Source organism: Acinetobacter junii CIP 64.5 (assembly GCF_000368765.1).
GTDB classification, from domain to species: Bacteria; Pseudomonadota; Gammaproteobacteria; order Pseudomonadales; family Moraxellaceae; genus Acinetobacter; species Acinetobacter junii.
Genome location: NZ_KB849655.1, coordinates 59,923 through 79,533, shown reverse-complemented (window position 1 = coordinate 79,533; position 19,611 = coordinate 59,923). Strand labels below are relative to the sequence as shown.

17 protein-coding genes are annotated in these 19,611 nt (G+C 36.4%); 14 read left to right on the top strand and 3 right to left on the bottom strand.

Annotated elements, in window-relative coordinates:
- Nucleotides 1–30: 30 nt before the first annotated feature.
- The gene (gene dnaX, locus F948_RS06120) at nt 31–2,052 is read right to left on the bottom strand and encodes a DNA polymerase III subunit gamma/tau (RefSeq protein ID WP_004961579.1); all 2,022 of its coding nucleotides are present in this window, start codon (nt 2,050–2,052) and stop codon (nt 31–33) included.
- Nucleotides 2,053–2,249: 197 nt separating this feature from the next.
- Here dnaX and F948_RS06115 point away from each other — a divergent pair, with 197 nt between their 5' ends.
- Nucleotides 2,250–3,410, top strand: coding sequence for a ribosomal protein uL16 3-hydroxylase (locus F948_RS06115; protein WP_026057444.1), 1,161 nt, complete (start codon nt 2,250–2,252; stop codon nt 3,408–3,410).
- Between the two features lie 117 nt (nt 3,411–3,527).
- On the opposite strand, the gene F948_RS16865 is transcribed toward F948_RS06115, so the two are convergent.
- Nucleotides 3,528–4,347, bottom strand: a protein-coding gene (locus tag F948_RS16865; RefSeq protein WP_409360448.1) for an IS5 family transposase whose coding sequence is annotated in 2 segments (ribosomal slippage) — nt 3,528–3,963 and nt 3,962–4,347 — 822 coding nt in all. Because the reading frame shifts where the segments join, the coding sequence is not laid out codon by codon here.
- Between the two features lie 326 nt (nt 4,348–4,673).
- Here F948_RS16865 and F948_RS06100 point away from each other — a divergent pair.
- The 7 genes from F948_RS06100 (at nt 4,674) to F948_RS06070 (ending at nt 11,836) form a co-directional block, all read left to right on the top strand.
- A complete protein-coding gene (locus F948_RS06100; protein WP_004961569.1) occupies nt 4,674–5,240 on the top strand; it encodes a TetR/AcrR family transcriptional regulator in 567 nt (188 codons plus the stop codon).
- 499 nt (nt 5,241–5,739) lie between these two features.
- A complete protein-coding gene (locus F948_RS06095; protein WP_004915442.1) occupies nt 5,740–6,051 on the top strand; it encodes an ArsR/SmtB family transcription factor in 312 nt (103 codons plus the stop codon).
- 81 nt (nt 6,052–6,132) lie between these two features.
- The gene (locus F948_RS06090; RefSeq protein ID WP_004961565.1) at nt 6,133–7,830 is read left to right on the top strand and encodes a SulP family inorganic anion transporter; all 1,698 of its coding nucleotides are present in this window, start codon (nt 6,133–6,135) and stop codon (nt 7,828–7,830) included.
- Between the two features lie 201 nt (nt 7,831–8,031).
- A complete protein-coding gene (sstT, locus tag F948_RS06085; RefSeq protein WP_004915436.1) occupies nt 8,032–9,228 on the top strand; it encodes a serine/threonine transporter SstT in 1,197 nt (398 codons plus the stop codon).
- Between the two features lie 12 nt (nt 9,229–9,240).
- Nucleotides 9,241–9,921 (top strand): YoaK family protein, encoded by a 681-nt coding sequence (locus tag F948_RS06080; RefSeq protein WP_004961562.1) that lies wholly within the window; start codon nt 9,241–9,243, stop codon nt 9,919–9,921.
- 3 nt (nt 9,922–9,924) lie between these two features.
- Nucleotides 9,925–10,464, top strand: a complete 540-nt coding sequence (locus tag F948_RS06075) for a DUF2058 domain-containing protein (protein WP_004915432.1) — start codon at nt 9,925–9,927, stop codon at nt 10,462–10,464.
- Nucleotides 10,465–10,573: 109 nt separating this feature from the next.
- The gene (locus F948_RS06070) at nt 10,574–11,836 is read left to right on the top strand and encodes a mechanosensitive ion channel family protein (protein ID WP_004961559.1); all 1,263 of its coding nucleotides are present in this window, start codon (nt 10,574–10,576) and stop codon (nt 11,834–11,836) included.
- An 88-nt stretch (nt 11,837–11,924) separates the two neighbouring features.
- On the opposite strand, the gene F948_RS06065 is transcribed toward F948_RS06070, so the two are convergent.
- A complete protein-coding gene (locus F948_RS06065; RefSeq protein WP_004915424.1) occupies nt 11,925–12,119 on the bottom strand; it encodes a hypothetical protein in 195 nt (64 codons plus the stop codon).
- Nucleotides 12,120–12,390: 271 nt separating this feature from the next.
- Between F948_RS06065 and F948_RS06060 the strand changes: the two genes are divergently transcribed.
- From F948_RS06060 to putP, 6 genes are all read left to right on the top strand, one after another.
- Nucleotides 12,391–13,326, top strand: a complete 936-nt coding sequence (locus F948_RS06060) for a metal-dependent hydrolase (protein WP_017397512.1) — start codon at nt 12,391–12,393, stop codon at nt 13,324–13,326.
- 222 nt (nt 13,327–13,548) lie between these two features.
- Nucleotides 13,549–15,399: an ABC transporter ATP-binding protein gene (locus tag F948_RS06055; RefSeq protein ID WP_004961553.1), complete on the top strand. Its 1,851-nt coding sequence runs from the start codon at nt 13,549–13,551 to the stop codon at nt 15,397–15,399.
- Entirely contained in the window at nt 15,399–15,839 is a 441-nt protein-coding gene (locus tag F948_RS06050) for a MaoC family dehydratase (protein WP_004961550.1), read from the top strand. The genes F948_RS06055 and F948_RS06050 overlap by 1 nt, the downstream gene beginning before the upstream one ends.
- A 129-nt stretch (nt 15,840–15,968) precedes the next feature.
- Nucleotides 15,969–16,994 (top strand): AraC family transcriptional regulator, encoded by a 1,026-nt coding sequence (locus F948_RS06045; protein ID WP_004961546.1) that lies wholly within the window; start codon nt 15,969–15,971, stop codon nt 16,992–16,994.
- A gap of 96 nt (nt 16,995–17,090) precedes the next feature.
- Nucleotides 17,091–17,465, top strand: a complete 375-nt coding sequence (gene gcvH, locus F948_RS06040; RefSeq protein ID WP_004915409.1) for a glycine cleavage system protein GcvH — start codon at nt 17,091–17,093, stop codon at nt 17,463–17,465.
- 645 nt (nt 17,466–18,110) lie between these two features.
- Nucleotides 18,111–19,607 (top strand): sodium/proline symporter PutP, encoded by a 1,497-nt coding sequence (gene putP / locus F948_RS06035; protein ID WP_004954704.1) that lies wholly within the window; start codon nt 18,111–18,113, stop codon nt 19,605–19,607.
- The last annotated feature ends 4 nt before the right edge of the window (nt 19,608–19,611 follow it).

Below are 19,611 nucleotides of genomic sequence, written 5' to 3'. Positions count from 1 at the left end.
CGATTTTTACTTTAGTTATTACTTTCTGAATTAGGGCTTGAGCTGAACATTGGCCAACTCTGCATCAAAAGTTTCTATCAAACTTTTAATTGTAGGCTCTTGATTAAGTAGTTCCACGGCCCGATCAAATGCTTTTTGTTTCCGTGTCGCTTGCATAACGAAAGGTGTCACGGAATCCATCTTCCTATATTGCACAGAAAATTGCGTATTGATCCATTGCGATTTCAAAGCATCTTCTAGTGCATGTTGAAGCTGAGTTAGCATTCCCTCGTATTCTTGAGGAATATGAAATACAGACTTGCCATTAATCTCACCAGTCATTAATCCATGCTGTGCAAGTTCTTGGACAGCAGGTGACAATTCACTATTTCTAAACCAATATTCCCACTTTTCTAAATTCCATTCTCCCTCTAGAGATTGTTCTTTAAGTTTTAAAATGTCTTGAGGAGATAAATTAGATATTGGCTCATTTTCATGGGACTGCTTTGTTGTGGCAATTACTGTGTTGTAAGGCTCAACATCTTCAACAACCGGTGTATTTTCAAACAATTCTAAATCATGAGTTATTTGAGTATTTATATCCAAATCTGAAACTGAAGAATCTTGTGCTGCTTCATCTGGTGATACTGGAAATACAAGAAAATCTTCAGCTTCACTTAAGCCTGAATTTGATACAGGTTTTTCTAAAGGCGATGTCGTTTCTAACCCTATCAACTGACCTTCAGCAGCATCAAATACCATGACACCACTCTCTGCAACTGGTTCAGATTCAGGTTCAGGTTCAGGTTCAGGTTCAGGTTCAGGTTCAGGTTCAGGTTCAGGTTCAGGTTCAGGTTCAGGTTCAACATTAACCACTTCTGACCGAACAGCAAGCAGGTTCTCTACTTTTACATTTTCTGAGAACTGTTGAGTTTCATTTATCGAAATTGGCGTGACAGAGGTTGTCTTGACTGTCACTTCGTTTAACTGCATCGGTCTAAATGCGAGCAACCGTAGAACAATCATTTCGAAACCTTGCTCTTGTGTAACAGCAAGTTGAATATCTGAACGACCTTTACATGCAATTTGATAATAAAGTTGTAAATCTTGCGCCGAAATTAATTTTGAAAGTTGCAAAATCTTTCGATTGATTTCTTCACTATATTTCAGAGCCAAATCAGGCAGATATTGTAATAAAGCCAACTCATGCAAGGTAGAAACCAATTGATCTAAGACCAATGATACATCTAAAGCTTGCTGTCTAAATTGCAATAATAGCTGACTAACACGAGCTTGTTGATTCTGATGAATGGCTAAAATCAGATCATAGATAATCGTACGATCAATTAGACCAAGCATTTCTTTAACATCTTGATGATGGACAGCACCCTGACCATACGCAATCGCTTGATCTGTCAAAGATAATGCGTCACGTAAAGAACCTTGAGCAGACTCAGCAATTTGCCAAATTGCATCACGATCAGCATTGATGCTTTCTTTATCTAAAATTGTTGTTAAATGCGTTGTGATCTCATCAACAGCCAAAGGTCTGAGCGTAAACTGAAGACAACGAGAAATAACGGTAATTGGTAATTTTTGCGGATCAGTTGTCGCAAAAAGAAATTTTACATGTTCTGGCGGCTCTTCTAATGTTTTTAACAATGCATTAAACGAATGCGTCGAAAGCATATGCACTTCATCGATAAGATAAACTTTAAAACGACCTTGTGTTGGTGCATAAGGAACGTTATCAAGCAACTCACGTGTATCTTCAACTTTCGTTCTTGATGCCGCATCAATTTCAATTAAATCAATAAAACGGCCCTCGTTCACAGCTCGACATGTTGCGCAAACTTCACAAGGGGTTGAAGTCACACCTGTCTCACAATTCAAACACTTGGCTAAAATACGTGCAATCGTGGTTTTACCGACACCACGAGTACCTGTAAATAAATAAGCATGATGCAAACGTCCACGTTCTAATGCACTTGTTAAAGCGCGAGAAACATGGTTTTGTCCCACTAACTCATTGAAATTACGTGGACGGTATTTTCTTGCCAGTACTTGATACATGTATGCTCCTTATTGCGTCTTTAGCATACTTTGTTTTTGAAACGCTGTGAATGAATACAAAACTGTTTGATCAAGATTAAATAGTTTGATCATGCACTACTTCTTACAGAGTTAAAACAATCTTGCGCATCAAAGCTTGCAACCAAAATCAACTCAAAGGACAATATACATCTTTTGTAGATTTGGCTTTTAATCCTATGTCACACGCTTTAGATGTTTTAGGTGGTATCACCGCAGAACAATTTTTAACTGAATATTGGCAAAAAAAACCGTTATTGGTACGTAATGCCTTACCAGAAATCATAGGATTATTAGAACCAGATGATGTTAAAGAGTTAGCGCTTGAAGAAGATGTAAGTGCTCGACTCATTCGACAAAAAAATAAAGATCCAAATGAATGGCATGTCAAATCATCTCCCCTAACCAAAGGTGATTTTCAAAAGCTACCTAATCTTTGGACGATCTTAGTGCAAGCTGTAGATCACTATTCTTTTGATGTTGCTGAATTATGGAAAAAATTTCCATTTATTCCACAATGGCGCCGCGATGACATCATGGTGTCTTATGCACCCAAAGGTGGATCTGTCGGTAAACATTTCGATTTTTATGATGTTTTTCTCGTTCAAGGTTATGGACATCGTCGTTGGCAGCTTGGTCAAATGTGTGATGAATCAACTCAATTTATTCCTGATCAACCTTTAAAGTTGTTGGCTGACATGGATGTTCAGTTTGATGAAATCCTATCTCCTGGTGACTTACTTTACGTTCCACCTGGTCTCGCACACTACGGTGTCGCAGAAGATGACTGTTTAACGTATTCTTTTGGCTTTCGCATGCCAAATCTTTCAGAAATGATTGATCAGGTGAGTGATAAATTTGCTGAAAATGCACTATTAAAAAATCCTTTAGAGGATATAGCTCGCCAACAAACCGCGAATATCGGTGAAATAAATTCGACTGAATTTTCTTATTTAAAAGCTGAATTATTGAACTTCCTCTCTCAAGCACCTGAGTTTGATGCGGCGATTATGTCGTATATGAGTCAATCAAATTATCCAAATAGCATTCCTGAGCCTGATGAAATCGCAGCAGAAGATTTAATTGAAATTATCGGTACAGGTTATCAACTCATGCTTGAACCAGCTTCAAAGCTACTCTACAGAACTCAAGCGGATGGTTTAGATTTTTGGGCAAATGGTGAAAATGTTTGTATTTCCAAGTCATTTGAAAACCAGCTAAAACAAATTGCTGATGGGCAAAGCATTGCATTTGATGAAAATCTAAATCAACCAGAATATTTAGAAGATATTGCTGAACTTTTAAATAATGCTGTTGTGATGTTGCTCCCTCCAAATTAATCTATCAGCGCCTCTAGATGAGATTATATTGATCGGAAAAATTCCAAAAGTTTAAACACTTGATTACGATCATATAATTTCTTCTAGAAGGTAAAAATTATTAGACCTCTTGCAAAATCATTTTTTAACCAACTCCATGTTGTAAATTGCAGCAATTAAATTCAGACGTAAACCCATGCGTTTACGCCTATTTCGATAACGTGTAGCCAGAATTCTAAAGGTCTTTAATTTTCCATTGACGTGTTCAATTCGAATACGACGTTTACTAATTTCCCGATTTATTTGCTTCTGTAATAAAGTTAACGGCTTCTTTTTACTTGCCTTGAATGGCATCAGGTATTTTATCCCCAAACGATTTAAACCTAAATAACCTTTATCAATCAGCATAAAGGCTTGATATCTCTGCTTTTTACGTTGAGCCTTAAACAACTGGAAATCATGTGTACTCCCATGTGTAAGACCTAATGAAATAATCTGCATCGTTTCATAATGAATGATGAGTTGAGCTTTGATCGTATGTCGTTTTTTCTTACCGCTGTAGAATCTTTTCTGTTTTTTTTGGACGCTCAATTGTCATTTCAGTTGCATCGACAATAACAACATTCCAATCTATCCCTGCACCATGCGGTAGTTTCTTAGGCAAATGAAATTTATCAGATTTTATTAAAATATTTTCTATTTTATGAATAATTCTGGACGCAGTTAATTCGTGGATTCCATAACTCATAGCAACATGAAAGAGCGTGCGATATTCACGCCAATAACTTAGCGTCATTAACAGTTGGTCTTCAAGTGAAAGACTCGAAGGTCTACCTCGTTGAGTATTGACTTGGCTTGACTCTAATACTTCAAGCATTTCTAAAAAGGTTGAGGGTTGTATTCCAATCAGTCGTTTAAACTGACTATTTGATAGCATCTTTACTTTTTCATATTTCATGTACTCATGATAGTAGAACATGACTTTTTAATGTGGATAAAAAACAAACAAAACGTTGATCGTTTTTTGATTTTTGCAAGAAGTCTAATATATAAAAATTAAAAAAAGAAATATATGTAATAATTTGATTATTATAAATATTTCCATATTTTCAACTCCTTATTTTTATCATATATTTACAGTTGTTAATTAAAAAAACAGTTAAATAAATAAAGCCATTTTTCCCTATGATAATTGACCAATACCATGTAAAATTCCTGCCAAAATTGCATAACAGGATGCAAAAACAATGCTCTGTGTGGCAATGAGCAAACTTGAGGCTATGTATGTCAAAAAAAGAAGATATTATTAACACTGCTTTAAAACTCTTTAATTCGCATAGCTATAATTCGATTGGGGTTGATCGTATTATTAGTGAATCTGGCGTAGCCAAAATGACATTCTATAAATACTTCCCATCAAAGGAAAAATTAATCGAAGAATGCCTACAGCAACGTAATATCAATTTGCAAACATCATTAAATGCCTCACTATCCGCTTGTGTTCCAAATGATTACATGAGTCAACTCAAAACTATTTTTAAATGGTATGAAGCTTGGTTCAACAGTGAAGATTTTAATGGCTGTATGTTTCAGAAAGCTTTGGAAGAAGTGATTAAGATTTACCCATCAACATTAGAACCGGCAACAAAATACAAAATTTGGTTAACCACACTTATTCAAGGTTTGCTGACCAATATTGGTATCCGAAACCCATCTCATCTTGCGACATTAATCGTAAGTATCTTGGATGGGATGACCATTCAAGCACATATTAATAGACATTCTGTTGATATGGATGAATATTGGATGCGAGTTGAGCATTTAATTGCTTTCGAAAAAGCGTTGCCTTAAGTCAGCGTTTTTCATAAAAAATGAGTAAAAGAGAAGAAAAAAGTAAAGCGTGATTTATAGTTATTAGAATATCTCACGCTTGCGTCTGAGTCGGAAAGAATAATAAATATTATTACCCTCTGGCGGTCGTACAAATTGCACATCCCGATCCTTTTTATGCAGACAGATCATTCTGTCTTGTTTAAAAGTATACACCTATAAGTAACTTTCGCAATCTTTTTTTAAATTTTTTTATATTCTTTATTTAAATTAATTACATATTTTTATTGTTTAGTTTATTTAAAAGAAAATCAGTTTTTAGAATCAGAATCAAAAACAAGAAAAGCAAACCAAATCTCCTTTTAATCCAAAATTGCCAACTCACGATTAAAATTGAGTTAACTTATCATTTTTTCTTATATGCATCTTCACTAAAAACCATTGCATTTATCCACTTTTACTACATTTTTACCTTTTAGTCATTTTATACTAAACTTTAGTACAGTTAGATGAGGTGAATATGCAAACAAGTCTTGAGATTGAAGCAATGAGAGAATCAGCAAGTTCAATAGTAAATGTGCTTAAATCTCTAGCAAACACAGATCGTCTAATTATTTTGTGCCATTTAGCTAAACAAGAGTTAAATGTATCTCAGATTGAAGAACAAACTCAGATTTTCCAGCCGACCTTATCTCAGCAGCTGATGATGCTAAGAAAAAGCAAAGTTGTCTCAACACGTCGTGAAGGAAAGCAAATTTTCTACTCCATTAGTGATCCTAAGTTACAAGTTGTGTTAACAACATTGTATGAGAACTACTGTCCAAATATTTAACGTTCATAAAGTTAGATTTAAATTTTAAGCTATTGGCTTTTCCTGCATAATATCGTTATAACGATATAAACTTTGATATGCATGAAAAAAATAGATTTGAGTATAAGCACTCTTTTTCCAGCTTTTAAATGGCTAAAAACGTATCAAATATCGAGCTTTAAATCCGATTTGATTGCTGCTTTTATCGTTCTCGCAATGTTAGTACCTCAAGGTATGGCTTATGCGATGCTTGCTGGTTTGCCACCTGTTATGGGTATTTATGCAAGCATATTGCCGATGATTGTTTATGCTTTCACTGGCAGCAGCACTACGCTATCGATTGGTCCTGTTGCAATCATTTCGATGATGGTCTTTGCAACACTAAATCCATTATTCCCTGTCGGTAGTCAGCAATACATCGAAGCGGCTTATCTATTGAGCATGATGGTAGGAGTAATCTCGCTAGTTCTAGGATTATTGCGCTTTGGTTTTTTAATACAATTGATTAGCCATCCAGTTATTCAAAGTTTTATCATTGCTTCTGCATTACTGATTGCTCTCGGGCAACTTAAGTTTTTATTAGATATACCTCTTCAGTCAAATAATATTCCTGAATTTATTTCTAGCTTAGTCAAACATATACAAGAACTTAGCTTAATCAGTTTAATTTTCAGTTGTGCCGCCATATTAATTTTAGTGCTTTTACCAAAATTTGTGCACTCAGTTTTCCTGGCTCGAATTATCCCATTAATCGTTGTTATCTCATCAATCATTATCGTAGCAATATTTGATCTGGAACAAAATAGTTTAAAAACCGTCGGCACTATCCCGAGTGGTTTACCACATTTTTATTTTCCGTCATGGGATTCTGAGCTTGCTTTTAAGCTCTTACCTAGCGCGTTTATGATTGCCATGATTAGCTTTGTAGAATCTCTTGCAATCGCTCAAGCCACTGCTCTACAGAAACGTGATGACTTAAATAGTAGTCAAGAACTCATTGCTTTAGGATTCGCAAACATCGCAGCAAGTATTAATAATGGCTTTGCGGTTTCAGGTAGCTTGTCACGCACTGTGGTAAATAGTGATGCAGGTGCAAAAACACCGATTTCAGGCATCCTCTCCTCTCTCACTATGATTTTAGTCTGCTTGTATTTTACAGGTATCTTTGAAACTCTTCCCCTAACTGTATTAGCCGCTACAATTTTAGTCTCCATTTGGAAACTCATCACTATCGCTCCCTTTATCGAAACATGGAAATATTCAAAGGCAGATGGTTTTGCGATGTTAATAACCTTCCTCGGTGTAACATTTATTGATATTTCTACAGGTCTGATTATTGGTATTGGTCTTACTTTTATCATGTTGCTATGGCGTGTCAGCCGTCCACATATAGCTGTGATCGGTCTGATAGAAGGAACTCAACACTTTAGAAATGTATCACGCTATGATGTCATTACTGTTCCGACTATTGCCTCTTTTCGTATTGATGAAAATCTAAGCTTCTTAAATGCACATGTATTAAAAGGCTATGTGATTACTGAACTTAGTCAAAATGCAGAAATCCGACATGTGATTATAAATTGTTCAAGCATCAGCAATATCGATCTTAGTGCATTAGAAATGTTGGAAGAGTTAAATAAGGAACTCGCGCGTCTTAATATTAAACTACACCTGTCTGAAGTGAAGAGTCCTGTGATGGATCGTTTAAGAAAATCAAAGCTCGTGGATGAATTAACAGGTGAAATTTTTCTTTCGCATTATCAGGCAGTTCAAAGCATATCTCCTATTGAAAAAAATTAAGAGGACAGTAATAAATGCTGTTTTTTTATGCAAAAAGATAAAATGCTTTCTGATAAAACATTTGCAAAAACATTATGTTAATTTTTACGCAATTTTTTAATTAATTCATCATCAAAAAAAATTTTATTATTCAGGGTGGTTAGGTATAGAATACGGCGCTTGTTTAACCTTAAACCGCACATGGGTTTGTAAGGCCTTTATATGTTTAGTGTACTGTCTCGCTTAAGTTTAGTTACCAAAATTATTATCGCTATTTTTTTAGGAATTGGCGTGGCAATGCTGTTTCCTAACTTTACACCTTATTTAAGTTTATTGGGTGAATTGTTTATTAAAGCTTTGAAGTCTGTTGCACCCATTTTAGTTTTCGTGCTTGTGTTATCTTCAATTGCGAATTTTAAAGTTGGACAGCATTCAAACTTAAAACCTGTCATGACCCTCTATGTAGTCGGTATGCTACTCGCTGCATTTAGTGCAGTGATTGCAAGTATTGTTTTCCCGAGTCAGTTGTTTCTTCATCTAACTACACAATCAGAACTACAAGCACCTGGTAGTTTAGCTGAAATCTTAAAAAATCTTCTTTTAAGCTTTATTGCAAACCCAGTACAAGCAATTAGTGAAGCAAACTTCATTGGAATTTTAGCTTGGGCAATTGGTTTAGGCATCGCATTGCGTCATAGTTCTGATACAACCAAAAAAGTACTTACAGATGTTGCAGATGCGGTCAATAAAATCATTCATGTTGTTATTGGATTCGCTCCAATCGGTATTTTCGGTTTAGTCGCTGTTACTTTTGCTGATGCAGGTTTGGCTACTCTTTCAAGTTATGCCCATTTACTTGCGGTACTTCTTGGTACGATGTTCTTCGTTGCTCTTGTAATTAATCCAATTCTTGTTGGAGTTACAATGCGCTCGAATCCTTATCCATTAGTTTTCAAATGTTTGAAAGAAAGTGGTATTACTGCTTTTTTCACGCGCAGCTCAGCAGCGAATATTCCTGTGAATTTAGATTTAGCTCATCGTTTAGGTGTCAATGAAGCAACTGCGAGTGTTTCGATTCCTCTAGGCGCAACAGTAAATATGGCGGGTGCAGCTGTAACCATCACTGTATTAACATTAGCTGCAGTACATACGTTGGGTATTCACGTTGATTTAAGCACAATGCTTATTTTATCAGTTGTTGCCACAGTATCCGCTTGTGGTGCATCTGGTGTTGCTGGTGGTTCTTTATTGCTAATCCCTGTTGCATGTAGCCTATTTGGTATATCATCAGAAGTCGCAATGCAAGTGGTTGCTATTGGTATGATTATTAGTGTTTTGCAGGACTCAACTGAAACTGCATTAAACTCATCAACTGATGTTTTATTCACTGCTGCAGTAGATTTTCGTAACCGTCAATAATCGTAGGTTATTATGCCTTTACAACGTTTACCAAACTGGATTCAAATCGGTGCTTTTTTATTGGCATTGAATGCAGGAATGGTAAACGTTTTAGGCTTATTTACCGTTCTTCATCAATCTGTTTCTCATATGACTGGAAATGTCAGTATGCTTGCAATGAGCTTACTGGACTGGCAACCTGACCACTTTATTTACTTAGCTTTAGTTGTTATTTGTTTCGTTATTGGTTCCTTTTATAGTGGACTGATTTTAGGAAATAGTAATGTGACTTTTGGTCACCATTATGGATTTCCGCTCAGCCTTGTTGCTATATTTTTATTCCTCACATGGCTGCTCCTCCCTTACTTCCCTCGTTATGGTCTTCTTTGGGCTTGCGTTGCAATGGGTGTTCAAAATGCAATGGTTAGCCATTACAAAGGAGCAATCATTCGCACCACACATCTGTCTGGAGTTTTGACAGATATTGGTTTGACAATTGGCTACAAAGTTCGAGGTTTAAAAATTGAAAATAGGCGTATTTTTTTACATTTTCTAATTTTTACGGGTTTTTTAGTGGGTGGATTGATTGGCAGTTTGCTTTATCCTTATTTAAAATTACAAACTTTTCTCATACCTGCAGGACTGAGTCTTGTATTAAGTATGACTTATTGGATCGTTTATTTTCGCTCTTCATCACACTCAGATTTGGATTGAATTATGGTAAAAAATGCATTACAAGCTCAATTGCTTAAAGCGGGCTTAGTTGATAATAAAAAAGCGAAGAAACTAACCAAACAAGCTCAGCACGAACAGCGCACTGGACAAAATGATGATGCTGAATTAAAAGCTGAAATTGATCGTGCAAAACAAGAGAAATTAGCAAAAGATCAGGCATTAAATTTAGAAAAGCAAAAAATTCTTGAAGAAAAAGCGTTGAAAGCCTCGATCATTCAAATGATCAAACAACATAAAGTTGAAAATACAGAGGGTGATATTGCTTATCAATTTATTGATGAGAACAAGATCAAAAAAGTTTACATCAATCAACAAATTTATAATGCGCTGGTATCAGGTTCTCTTGTTGTCGCAAAAGATCAGGAACAATACGCATATCTACCAAAGGCTTTAGCCGAGAAAATTGATCAAAAAATGCAAGGCTTCATTTTGGTTAATAATAAAGATGAGAAAAATGACCAAACTACAGATGAAGAAGATCCTTACGCAGCATATGTGATCCCTGATGATCTGATGTGGTAATTGAATGTAATAACACCTTACAGTTCGTATATAAACTGTCAGCAAATTATCAGAATTCAATTCAACACCTTACAATTCTCGCATTAAAGAATTTTAAGGTGTTTTTATTTTGAATTATTTTAATTTTATTAGCGATATTCGAACTGAATTGAGCCAATACCCTTGGCTAGAAATGTTAGTCGCTTTATCAATTCTGATTTTCTTTGCCGCTTTGGCAAACTTTATTGCTAAAAGAATTATCGTTCGTGGTATTAGACATTTAATCACCAAATTAAAATCACCAAATCAATCAATCTTTGCGCAACACAGTATTACTCGTCGCTTTGCAAATATCGTCCCTGCTATTGTGATTATGAATGGTATTACGACCATTCCGCATCTCCCAGCCAAAGTGATTACATTTGTACAAATGGGTGCTCAGGCATTTATTTTCCTGACTCTAGCCTTAACGGTTAGTGAAGCACTCAATATTTTTAACTTACTTTATCAACGTAACCCAAAATCCAGAAACAAACCCATCAAAGGTTATCTTCAACTCATCAAGTTAATCCTATTTGTCGTTTGTGGTCTGATGATCCTAGGCACCTTCCTTAAAAAAGATGTATTTACTTTATTGGCTGGATTTGGTGCGATGGCAGCGGTGTTAATGTTAGTTTTCCAAAACACGATTCTGTCGTTAGTTGCAAGTATTCAAATATCTTCTTATGACATGGTGCGCATTGGTGACTGGATAGAAATGCCATCGCTAAACGCGGATGGTGACGTAATTGATATGTCATTACATACTGTGACGGTACAAAACTTTGATAAGACATTTACAACCATCCCAACCAACAAACTTGTGACTGATACATTTAGAAACTGGCGCGGAATGAGTAACTCTGGTTGTCGTCGCATAAAGCGTTCGATTTTTCTTGATCAAAGCACTGTTCACTTTATGACAGATACAGAACAACAGAAGTTAAAAGAGTTTTTATTATTAGATCAATATTTAGATGCAAAACAGTCTGAAATTGATGAGTTTAACAAACAACTCAGCAATCAATCGCAATACAACAAGCGACGTTTGACAAATGTTGGTACATTTAGAGCATATGTTGAATTTTACTTACGTCAACATCAAGGTATCGCACAGCATCAAACTATTCTGGTGCGTCAGTTACAACCTACAAGCGAAGGACTACCTTTAGAAATTTATGCATTCACCAATACAATTGCATGGGCTTCTTATGAGGCAATCCAATCTGATATTTTTGATCACTTAATTGCAATTATCCCAGAGTTTGGACTGAGAATTTATCAAGCTCCATCAGGACATGATTTTCAAGCTTTGAATCATCAAAATACTAATAACGTTGAGCAAATAATTTAAGGTGCCCATATAAAAATAGCCTGAAAGGTGTAGTAACTATATCTCTCGGGCTATTAAGTATTTTAAAGTCAGTTTAAGCTCTTTTAAACTAAGACAAATTTAACTCTTCATCTTTAGTAAGCGTAATTGCTGTGAGCATAGGTATACCTAAAATTACAGGAACGACAATAATCCATAAATCCGTAACGATTTTCTCGGAAAAGAAAAAGTGAATTGAAAGTGCTGTAATAATTAAGACTGAAAATAAAACAGCGACAAATCGAAGCGTAAACTTTAACAACATATTCTTTATCCTATTCAGTTTTTGTATTTCACTCTCAGTATATACCCCTCTGATGAATAAATTTTGGTTTTTATCGCATAGTTTTAATAAAACAAAAGTTAGATTCAATAAAATCTTGATTTTGAGTTGATCCATCTCCTTGGCTGCCTATTTTTATTATTAGACACTAGAAAATGATGCTTATTCGTCCTCAAAGCACATGGAATGCAACTTGATGCAATGCTAAAAATGATGCATCAAAATAATTCGTAATTTCATTTGGGTGACATATATGATTTTAGAAAGCCACCAAATCAAAGCTAGAAAAGTGCATTTCGACTTCTCAGAATCTTCAGTGTGCTGGATGAAAAACGATCCACTTTGTTCTCATGTGGCAAATGGAATCAACATGCTTTTACCTGCTGGTGAATTTTGGTTTTGTCGCGTATTTAATAAAACCCTCCCTCTGATAACAGATGAAAAATTAAAAGAAGATGTTATTGGATTTATTCGCCAAGAAACTACCCATGCTCGCGCTCATGAAAATGTACAAGATTTTTTACGGGAGAATGGCTACGACGTTCAAGATCAACTAAATCGCGCCCACTTCTTATTTAATATACTTTTAGGTGATAAGCCTTTGGGACTTCCAATACTTAGAAATAAAGCGCTTGAAGAATATTGGTTATTATTCCGTGTTGGTATTATCGCTGCGATTGAACATTTCACTGGAACTATTGGTCATTGGACACTAGAAAGTAAGTCTTGGGATTCAGCAGACCCAGCTATGGCTGATTTGTTTCGTTGGCATCTAGCTGAAGAAGTAGAACATCGTTGTGTAGCCTATGATTTATTTGAGCATCTTGTAAAAAATAAATTTGGCTTCTATCTATCTCGTCAAGCGATCATGATGGTGATCTTTCCTCTGTTCATTTATCTACTTGCTGATTTTGCCCGTGGTTTAGCAACTCAAGATTTAGAGTATGAGAAAATGCAAAAGATCGTTCGCCAAAGTTTCTTTAATTTCATTCGCGAGTTTGAAAAAACTGCAACTCAGACAGACCATCTTCCTACAATTAAATATTTGTGGAAAGCAACGCTACGCTGGGTTTCGCCAAAGTTTAATCCTGTCGATGAAGGCAATACGGAACAAGCATTGGCATATATGGCTCAATCTCCTGCCGTCAAGTTCTTTGAGCAACAAGACCATCGCTCAAAAGTCAGTTAAGATTTAAGTTTAGATCAAAACAAAAAAGATAATTTAAAGTAGACTTTAAATTATCTTTCCTCACTTGCAATGGTAAATTTAGTTTCACTTAATTACGGGCTATAATTTTATCAATTTTTACCATTGGTTATCATTTTTACCTTTTGTGATTTTCTATACATTTTTTCTGATATGCTACAGGTTGAAGTTAAGTTAGTACTTTGGGCCAAGGGGAAAGTTTAGATGTTGCAATGGTTTGAGAAATTAGTTGATCCTTATCCAACAAAAGACTTAAACAAACCATTACCAACCACTTTTTTTGCTTTTGTTTGGCAAGCCACTGAGGGCGTTCGACCTTTTTTATTTATACTGATTTTATGTGCTGCAGCTGCTGCTTGTTTTGAAGCTTTATTTTTTTCATATATCGGAAAACTAGTTGATTGGCTCAGTAAAAGTCAACCTGATACCTTTATAGCAACGAATCAACAGAATCTGACTATCCTTATTAGCATTTTATTTGCGAATATATTTTTTGTAAGTATTCAATCAATTATTAAACATCAGGTGTTATTTAGTAATTTCCCAATGCGTATGCGTTGGCGCTTTCACAATTTACTCTTACAACAAAGTTTAGATTTCTTCCATACGGATTTTGCAGGTCGACTCTCTGCCAAAGTTATGCAAACAGCTTTAGCTGTGCGTGAATTTTGGATGATTTTAGGCGACATGTTGGTCTATGTACTTATCTATTTCATTACGATTAGTCTTGTACTTGGCTCAATTTCGCCTGTACTTATTGTTCCATTACTTTTATGGTTGGCATTGTTTATCGGTATCGCGAGCTACTTTATTCCTCGACTAGGTCGCGTCTCTCAAGAGCAAGCCGATGCACGAGCTGTGATGACAGGACGTGTTACTGATGCATACACCAATATTCAAACAGTGAAATTATTTGCACATGCTGGTCGTGAAAGCCAATATGCAAAAGAATCCATGAAAGAATTCATGGTGACTGTTTATAAGCAAATGCGATTGGCTGTCAAATATCAAATCTGTATTCGTCTTCTTAGCGCATTTCTCTTTATTAGTGTTATTGGTACATCAGTTTGGCTTTGGACTGAAGGTCAAGCTGCACTAGGCGTAATCGCGGCCACAACCGCAATGGTACTTAAACTTGATAGCTTAGCTGAGTTTATCATGTGGCATGTCACCATGCTTTTTGAGAATGTAGGTACGATTCAAGATGGTATGAAAACCTTAGGTAAGCCAATCGAGATTCAAGACAAACCTGATGCCACTGAACTCAAAGTCCCTCATGGTGAAATTAGTTTTGAAAATGTCAGTTTTGCTTATAACGACAAAAACGTTATTGATCACTTTAATCTAACCATCAAACCTGGTGAGAAAATTGGCATTGTAGGTCGATCAGGAGCAGGAAAATCAACGTTAATCCAACTGCTTCTACATTTTTATTCGATTCATCAGGGTCGTATTCTTATCGATGGTCAAGATATCCATCAAGTGACTCAAGATAGTCTCCGTGCAAATATCGCACTGGTCACCCAAGACACCTCTCTACTACATCGCACTGTTGCGGAAAATATTAAATATGGTCGACCAAACGCTACCCTTGATGAAGTATATCAAGCAGTTAAAAAAGCAAAGGCTGATGAGTTTATTCCTCAACTAAGTGATCAAAAAGGTCGTGTAGGCTTCGATGCATATGTGGGTGAACGTGGTGTCAAACTATCAGGTGGACAACGCCAACGTATTGCAATATCGAGAGTTTTCCTCAAAGATGCCCCTATTTTGATACTTGATGAAGCAACCAGCGCGTTAGATTCTGAAGTTGAAGCCGCAATTCAAAGCAGTTTAAATGACTTGATGGTAGGCAAAACGGTTATTGCAATTGCACACCGATTATCTACTATTGCACAAATGGATCGTCTCATTGTTCTTGATCAAGGCAAAATTGTCGAGCAAGGCACACATGAGCAACTCATTGCAAATGATGGCTTGTATGCCCAACTATGGAAACGTCAAACAGGCGGTTTTCTTGTTGAGCAACGAGTAACTCAGCAGGATAAAGAATAATGTTGTATTTAGAAGATTTGAAAATTGGAGATCGTTTCATCAGTCGTGAGTATGAAATGACACTTGAAGAAGTTAAACAGTTTGCAAGTCAATACGACCCTCAACCCTTTCATCTCAATGAACAAGCAGCAGCTCAACATCCAATTTTTCAAGGCTTAGCTGCAAGTGGTTGGCATACATCAGCCGTAACGATGCGTCTTTGGACTGAGTGTTTCCCTATTGCAGGCGGTTTACTGGGTTCAGAGTCAAGTTTACGTTGGCCAAGGCCAACACGGGTTGGCGATAAAATCCATGTGGAAGTTGAAATTACTGCAATTGTGCCATCAAAAACTAAAAATGATCGTGGTATCGTCAGCTACGTAACACAGGCTTTGAACCAACACGGTGATGTGTTATTAATATCTAATACCAAAATTATGGTTTTTAGAAAACCTTCTTGATTTTTGAACATTTGGTGACTCTCTTGTCCAACAATTTTTATGATTCAATCTTTTATTTCATGCAAATATGTTCGAGACCTAGATGTTTAAAAGATATGGGCAAAAATTGATGAGCGCCACGGAAAGCACATGAAAACAACCTCAACTCGTCAAGATCAAGGAATACCAGGCGTTTACGGCTTATTGCTATTAGATGTCATTTCACGTTGGGGATACAACGATGAAACTTTATTTGCTCCATTTCATTTGACTAGCGAACTTCTAGCAGATCCTAACTATAGAATTCCAACACCTGTAGCAAACGAATTAGTAAAACATGCATTACGCCTGACAGGTGAAAGTACACTTGGCTTTCACTTAGGCACACAGATGCGTATTTCAATTCACGGTTTTATTGGCTATGCCATTATGACCGCACATGAAATTACTGATGCGATAGCCCTTGCGAGTCGTTTCATCCAATTACGCTTACCTTTTTTACAACTTTATTTCTCGACTTTTGGTCCCAAAGCCACCCTACAACTGCAATGTGATATTGATGTAGAGCCACTCAGAACGGAGATTATTCTAGGGCTGACGATTGGCATCATGACCATGGCAAAGGCATTAACTGGTATTGAAGATCTTCAAAGTGAAGTGGATCTAGATTTTCCAGAACCCGAAGGTTTTGATAAATATAAAGACAAGTTGAATAGTACGATCCGTTTTAACCAGCCACATTTAATATCGAGTTTTGATAAAAAATATCTTGGTTTAAAAATGGTGAATGCTGATCCAATCGCAAGCCAAATCGCAATTAACCAATGTGAATCTGAATTATCAGCATTGGGTGAGCGTCGTCGTCTAGCGATGCGTGTTCGTGATATTTTAACCAATTCTGAGCAACACTATTTAAGTATTGAGAGTGTTGCAGAACGCCTTCATATGTCTGACCGTACCCTCAAACGACAATTAGCTGCTGAAGGAACATCTTTTTCAACACTAGTCGATGAAGTTCGATATCGTCATGCAACTTCACTACTCTCCCGAACAGATTATAGTTTGGAACAAATTGCAGATGAATTAGGTTATTCTGATGTCGCCAACTTCAGTCGTGCATTCAAACGTTGGAGTGGTCGTAGTCCGAGTAACTGGCGTAAAGACCCATATTTGTAATATTTTCAGTGCATCATTTATTGATGCTTTTGTTTTTATTGAAAAACCTGTATAAAGCCAAACAAAAATGATGAGACAGATTTTTAAGGAGTTGTCATGAATCATCCAGAAGATTTGAAATATGCGCGCACGCATGAATGGGTAAGAATCGAGGGTGACCTTGTTGTTACAGGTATTACTGATCACGCTCAAGATGAGTTAGGTGATTTAGTATATGTAGAAACTCCAGAAGTTGGCAGCCAAGTTACGGCTACTGAACAAGCTGGAATTGTTGAATCTGTAAAAACAGCTTCTGACATCCATGCTCCTATTTCAGGAACTGTGGTTGAAGTAAATACTGCACTTGAAGATGATCCTGACTTTGTCAATGAAGAGCCATATGGAAAAGGTTGGATTTACAAAATCAAACCAGACAATATGGCTGATGTTGAAAAATTACTTTCAAATACAGAGTATGAATCAGGTTTGTAATTTTCGATTCTATTTAAAAAAACCCAGTGTTTGATCACTGGGTTTTTTATTAGATAGTTATAAAAAGTTTGATGAGGTTAAGCCCATTTACTAAAGCTAACAACTGGTGAACAAGTATTGTTCTAAAACAACTATAAATAGCTAAGCTATCGCAAGCAAAACCATGATGTTTAGCATCTAAAACTTTATAAAAACTTATGCATAAGCATTTTGATTATCTTAAAAACTCAGAATATTAGTCATAAACCTTAATTTTCAGTTCAAAATATAAGCATTTTGAGATAATAAACTACGAAACTTGGACTCAAATTAGCCACTAAAGCCGATGCTTCTCGTATATTTTTTTAATTTTAAAAGTAAATGTTTCAGATTTGTAACAGATATGAATATTTTGAATATTTTTCACCCAAATAAAATACATTTGTTATGATAAAAAAGTCTAATTTATTTAATAAAGAAATTAAGATTCATACACTTAATTTAAATTACACAAACAATACAATTTAGATACATAATTATAACAGTTTTTTAAAAATCATTCGTGATTGAATCTGTGACCTTATCAGTCTTATTAGAATAGTAAATCATTTTTGGCTATTCAGATGTGATTGCAAAATTATGGATATGTAAGGACAGGCATCCATTATGAATTTTTCTAATCCCACCGTTGTTGTGTTCGTGGTATATATTCTTGCCATGCTCGGTATAGGTTTATACGCCTATTTCTCCACCAAAAACCTAGATGATTATATTCTCGGAGGACGTAGTCTAGGTAGTTTTGTCACCGCTTTATCTGCTGGTGCATCGGATATGAGTGGTTGGTTACTCATGGGTTTACCTGGTGCCATTTACTTGACTGGATTATCAGAATCATGGATTGCGATCGGGCTAATCATCGGTGCATGGCTTAATTGGTATTTGGTTGCTGGACGTCTACGCGTTCATACCGAAGTACAGAATAATGCACTGACATTACCAGATTATTTCACTGGTCGTTTTGATGATCAGAAGAAAATTTTGCGTGTCACATCTGCGTTGATCATTCTGGTTTTCTTTGCAATTTACTGTGCTTCAGGCATGGTTGCTGGTGCTCGATTGTTTGAAACACTATTCCATATGCCTTATGAAACTGCCTTATGGTTAGGTGCTTTTGCAACAATTGGCTATGTGTGTGTTGGTGGCTTCTTAGCAATCAGCTGGACGGATACTTTCCAAGCAGGTTTAATGATCTTCGCTTTATTGCTTCTTCCAATTGTGACATACATGTCATTAGGAATTGGCGCAGAAGAATTTACTGCTTTGGTAGAAACTGCTCGCCCACATGCTTACGACTTTGTCTCGAATCTAAGTTTTGTTGCGATCCTCTCAGCAGCAGCATGGGGCTTAGGCTATTTTGGTCAACCTCACATTCTTGTACGCTTCATGGCAGCTGACTCAGTAAAATCTATTCCAGCAGCTCGTCGCATCGGCATGACTTGGATGATTCTATGTTTAGCTGGTGCTGTTGGTTCAGGTTTCGTTGGTATCGCTTACTTCCAGCAACACCCAGAACTTGCTGCCGCGGTAGCAGGTAACCATGAAACAGTATTCATGGAACTCACAAAAATCTTATTCAACCCTTGGGTTGTAGGTGTCATCTTAGCTGCAATTCTATCTGCAATTATGAGTACGCTAAGTTGTCAGTTACTGGTATGTTCAAGTGCTTTGACTGAAGATTTATACAAAGGCTTTATCCGTAAAAATGCGTCTCAAAAAGAACTCGTTTGGATTGGTCGTGCAATGGTACTTGCAGTTGCATTACTTGCGCTGGTGTTAGCTCAAAACCCTGACAGTAAAGTTTTAGGTTTGGTTGCTTATGCTTGGGCTGGTTTCGGTGCAGCATTCGGTCCTTTGATTATTCTTTCATTGTTCTGGAAGCGTATGACATTGAACGGTGCACTTGTGGGTATGGTTGTCGGTGCAGTTACCGTGATTGTTTGGAAAAACTTCTTTGGTGAAACAGGCATCTACGAGATTATTCCAGGTTTCGCATTCGCATTTGTCAGCATCGTGGTTGTAAGTTTGCTTGGTAAAGCACCAAATGCAAATGTTACTAGCCGCTTTGAACAAGCTGAAGAAATCTATGCTAGAGACATGAAATAATTCT